Raw genomic sequence first — 4649 nt, 5'->3', positions numbered from 1 at the left:
CGCGGCCGCCTTGTTTGTACGGCGCGATATTGAGGCATGCACCAAGGCGTTCGCGCGCGAATCCCACAGGAATAATTGGCCCGAAACAAACGTAGGAGCGAGCGCAGCTCGCGATTGCGCCGCGCGGGCGGCGCTCGCTCTAACAGGCGCTGCCATACCTTGTGGCAAACACCTGTCAGCCCTAAGGCGATCCCTGTGGGAGCCTGGCTTGCCAGCGATGGGCCGCAAAGCGGCCCCGATTTTTGTCAGTTCTGCTCAGCCACGCTTGCCTTGCCTTGGCGCGTCTCGATCTCACCAATCAAGCGCTTGGCCAGCGCCGGGTAGTTCTCGTCGAAATGGTGGCCGCCGGGCAGCTTCATGCGCTCGCCAACAGCCGTGCCATCGGTGCAGCCGCTTTCGTCGGCTTCCTCGACGCCATACACACACACCACCTTGGAGGCAGGCAGCTTGGCCATTTCCGGCCCGGTTGGCGCTTCCTGGCCTTCCTTGCCTAGCCAGCCCTCGACTTCGATTTCGAAACTGCCACTGCGGGCAAAGGCCAGCAGCACCACGGCGTCGATACGCTGCTGGTCTTCGGCCGGCAGGCGGTTGTAGATCGCCGGCAGTACGTCGGCCCCGAATGAATAGCCGGCAAGCACGAAGCGCTTGGTGCCCCATTTCTGGCGATAGTGCTGCATCAGTTCGGACAGGTCGGCAGCGCTTTGCTCGGGGGTTTTGTGCTGCCAGTAATAGCGCAGTGTGTCGATGCCCACCACCGGGTAGCCCAGCTTGGCCATTTCGCCAGCCACGTCACGGTCCAGGTCGCGCCAGCCGCCATCGCCGGAAAGGAACAGGGTGACGGTATCGGTGGTTTGCCCGGCCGGCACCTCGACTACGGGGACTGGCAGCGCGTTGCCATCGTGGCCGAGCAAGGCCTGGGTCAGTTGCGCCTTGAGCACCTGCGGCAGGTGGATGTCGTAATCGCTGATGCTGGTTTCGGCATTGGCCTGGTCACGCACGAAGGCGGCGCTGGCGTCGTCCGGGTTGTCGTTCCAGGCCACGCTCCAGTGGCCATGCGCCGCCGATTTGGGCAACGGCGCCTGGCAGCCGGGCTGCTCAAGGGCAAAGCCTACGGAAATGGCGCGGGCCTTGTCATCGCTCTGCCCGGCCAGCCAGCGCCAGGCCTGGGCGGCACCAGGGCCGATACCGGCGACCACGTCGGGTTTTGCCGGCAATTGCTTCAGGGCCTGGTCCAGCGCCTGTTGCTGCTTGCTGCAATCGTTCGGTGGCAGGATCACCTGCACCAGCTGCGCTTCGCCAGCCTGGGCCAGGTCCAGCAGTTGCTTGTCGCTCAGTGCCTGGTCCTGAGGCACGCCGATGGCCACGCTGACTTTGGGGTGCACGCCTGGCGTCACCCGGGTAATGGGGGTGTCATTGATGCTCATTTGTTCCAGGTGCGCCTCTGGGGCAGGGCGCGTCCACAGCCAGAACGCCAGCCCGCCACCCAGGGCAGCCAGCAACAGGGGAACCAGCAGGTACAGCCAATAGCGTCGGGTCATCAACGTTTCACCAATCCAGTCAGGCCGCCAGCAATGAGGGCGGCAGTGTCGGCCAGTGCCACCAGCGGGTCGAGCCCGGCTGGCACGGCCATGTAGCGGGGTTCCCAGTCCGGTTGGAACTTGTCCTTGAAGCGCCGGAGCCCCTGGAAGTTGTAAAGCTGCTCACCACGGCGGAACACCAGTGAGCCCAGGCGCTGGGTCAATGGCGCGCCACGTCGTGGCTGCAGGCCGGAGAGCGGCACCATACCCAGGCTGAAGCGCCCGTAGTCACGGCTTTTATAGTGCAAGATCAAGCCGATCATCATGTACTCCATGGTCAGCTTGGGGGCCTCGGGGTGGGCGCGCATCAGGTCCAGGCTGGCCAGTTCGTGGCTGTGGGTTTCCAGCAGGTTGGCAAAGGCCACCGGGCGGCCCTGAAAGCGAATCAGGGCAATCCGGAAGTGCTGCAGGTAGTCCGGGCTGAAGCGTCCCAGCGAGAAGCCTTTCTCGCGTACGTTCTTGCCGCCGAGCCAGGCATCGGAGATTTCCTTCAGTTCTGCCAGTGGGGCTTGGCCAGGCTCGTGGATTTCCAGGCTCAGGCCATCGCGTCCGCCGCGGTTCCAGGTATAACGCAGGTCTTTCATTTCCTTGCCCTTGGCTTCGAGGTCGAAGCGGCGCAAGTCGACCCGGGCCTCTTCACCCAGTTTCAGCGCGGTCAGGCCAATGTCCATGTAGAACGGCAGGTTTTCCGCGCGTACCTGGTAGAACACCGGCCGCGCATGGTGCAGGTCGCACAGGTCGCGGAACTGCCAGATCATTTCGGCCCGTTCCTGGGCCGGGCCGATCGGGTCGTACAGTGCCACCAGGCTACGGCCGCGCCGGGCGTACATGAGGAAGGCATTGTCCCGTGGGTGGAACAGCAAGGCCTTGTCGCCGGTGAGTGCCAGGCCGCCGTCAGGCTGGTCGGAAGCCAGCAGAATGCGGTTGGCACGTTGCAGTTCTTCTTCGTCAGGCAGGTGGATCACCGGTGGTGCGGTGCGCAGCAGCCAGGTCAGTGCCAGGGCCGCCAACAGCAAGGCGCTGCCCATGGCGGCGCGCAGGCCACGGGGGGCGTCGGCGTCGAGGGTGAACTGCCACCACAGCTGATGGCTGTAGGGCACATCCTGGTAGGCGAACAGCAGCAGCCACACCGAGGCCCCGACAACACAGGCACTTGCGACCAGAAATACCGGCGAGAAGGGCAGCTCCATCAACCGGCTGGGGCGGTAGAACGAGCGCCGGAACACGGCGAGCAAGGTGGCAGTAAAGGTCAGCAGGCTGGCCTCTTCCCAGTCGAAGCCTTTGAGCAACGACAGCAGGGCACCGACCAGCAACAATACGATTGTCAGCATCCAGGCGGCCGACAGGCGCCGACGCAGGCCTTGGGCCAGCAGCAGGCACAGCACGCCGATCAGGCTGGCGCCGAAGTGCGATGCATCGATCAGCCGGTGTGGCACCAGAAAGCCCATGTGCTCCAGGCGCGTGTCGATTTCCGGGGTGGCGCCGGAGAACAGCAACACCACACCAGACAGGAACACCAGGATCGACAGGATAGGCGCAGCCAGGCCCGAGGCGGCCTTCATGGCCTGCTGGGCGAACAGCAGGCGCCGGGCTTCGTTGGCCAACAGCAACACGCAAGCCAGCAGCAGCGGCACCACTACGTAGATCAACCGGTACAGCAGCAATGCGGCAGCCAGCGGCGCCGCACCCAGCTGGTTGGCAAAGGCCGCCAGCAGGATCGCCTCGAACACCCCGACCCCGCCCGGTACATGGCTGAGCACACCTGCCGCCAAGGCCAGCAGATACACCAGCACGAACGCGCCGAACGGGGGCGCTTCGGGCAGCAGCAGGTACAGCACGGTAGCGGCAGCTGCCACATCCAGTGCAGTGATCAGCAGTTGCAGGGCAGTCAGGCGGGCATCCGGCAGGCGCAAGGTGCGGCGCCCCAGTTGCACCAGCAGGTTATTGGCCAGTGGCTGTTCGGCAAGGCGCCGACGGTACAAGCCGATGACCAGCAGGGCAGAGGCGACCAGCACCGCACTGGCGATGCCCGCCAACAGGCCCTGGGCCAGGCCAAGAGCGCTGGATGCAGCCCGCAGGTCGCTCAAGGTCGCCAGGGCGGCCAGGGGCGGAAGCGCGCAGCCCAGCGACAGGCTGGCAAAAACGGTCATGCGTGCGACCTCGCCAGCGCCCAGCCCATGGCGGGCGTACAAGCGGTAGCGCACCGAGCCGCCCGAGAGCATCGACAGGCCGATGGCGTTGCCGATGGCGAACGCACTGAAACCACCCAGCACCAGGGTAGGTGCCGGCAGCTTCACCCCGGCATAGCGGCTGGCCGACCACTCATAGCCCAGCAGGATCACGAAGCCGACCACCGTCGCGACAAAAGCGCCCAGCAGCGACTGCGCCGGCACACTGAGCATGGCGTCGTGCAAGGCGTAGATGTCCAGCTCGCTGAGCAAGTGGCGGCAAGCGATCAGGGCCATGGTGAACAGCAGCAGGGTCACCGCAAGGCCGATGGGCTGGCGGTAGCGGCTCAGGCGTTCGAGCAACGGCAGGCGCTGTACCGCACCTGGCAGCACCGTGGCGAGCGGTACCTGGGGTTCGGGGTTGTGCGTAGTCATGAATTGCCCCGGGCAAGCAGCGCGAGGTGGAGGAGAGGTGCGGCCAAGTGAAAGTCCCTTTGGAAAACGTATCCGGATATTACTCCGGACAACATGACTTGCAGTCGTCCGGCAGCGTTAAAGATAGTTCATCCTGAGGATGAGCCCTCAACACCACAGGTTGGGTCGGTAGACCCGGTCATACGAGTGGCAGGAGACAAACGCAACAAACCCCGCGCTGCTGTTACACAGGCGGGGTTTGTTCTGACGAATATGGTTGCGGGAGCCGGATTTGAACCGACGACCTTCGGGTTATGAGCCCGACGAGCTACCAGGCTGCTCCATCCCGCGTCAGAGGTGCGCATTCTACAGTGCGCCGGACTGGTGTCAAGTGTTTTCACGCTCTGGCTCGAGACCTTTTTCAAGCGCAAAGAAAAAGGCCACTGTGTTAACAGTGGCCTTATCTTGAATCTGGTTGCGGGAGCCGGAT

The 4649-nt window shown here is 64.4% G+C and carries 2 protein-coding genes and 1 tRNA gene; all 3 read right to left on the bottom strand.

The genetic code is table 11. The annotated features are described in order from the left end of the window. Window positions 1–245: 245 nt before the first annotated feature. The 3 genes from GYA94_RS20145 to GYA94_RS20135 all read right to left on the bottom strand — a co-directional run bounded on the left by GYA94_RS20145 (window position 246) and on the right by GYA94_RS20135 (window position 4510). Window positions 246–1538 carry a virulence factor family protein gene (locus GYA94_RS20145; RefSeq protein WP_110679226.1) on the bottom strand — a complete coding sequence of 431 codons (1293 nt, stop codon included), beginning with the start codon at window positions 1536–1538 and terminating at the stop codon, window positions 246–248. Next, window positions 1538–4180, bottom strand: a complete 2643-nt coding sequence (gene mprF, locus GYA94_RS20140; protein WP_054881230.1) for a bifunctional lysylphosphatidylglycerol flippase/synthetase MprF — start codon at window positions 4178–4180, stop codon at window positions 1538–1540. The genes GYA94_RS20145 and mprF overlap by 1 nt, the downstream gene beginning before the upstream one ends. Window positions 4181–4433: 253 nt before the next feature. Continuing rightward, window positions 4434–4510: transfer RNA gene (locus GYA94_RS20135), tRNA-Met, on the bottom strand. Between the last annotated feature and the right edge of the window lie 139 nt (window positions 4511–4649).

This window comes from Pseudomonas juntendi (assembly GCF_009932375.1).
GTDB classification, from domain to species: Bacteria; Pseudomonadota; Gammaproteobacteria; order Pseudomonadales; family Pseudomonadaceae; genus Aquipseudomonas; species Aquipseudomonas juntendi.
The sequence above is the reverse complement of the archived record's forward strand: the minus strand, read 5'-3'. Positions and strand labels throughout refer to the sequence as shown.

Bases quoted from the DNA above. Each gene is read 5' to 3' on its own strand.
- GYA94_RS20145 (WP_110679226.1), bottom strand. From the start codon at position 1,538: ATGACCCGACGCTATTGGCTGTACCTGCTGGTTCCCCTGTTGCTGGCT.
- mprF (WP_054881230.1), bottom strand. From the start codon at position 4,180: ATGACTACGCACAACCCCGAACCCCAGGTACCGCTCGCCACGGTGCTG.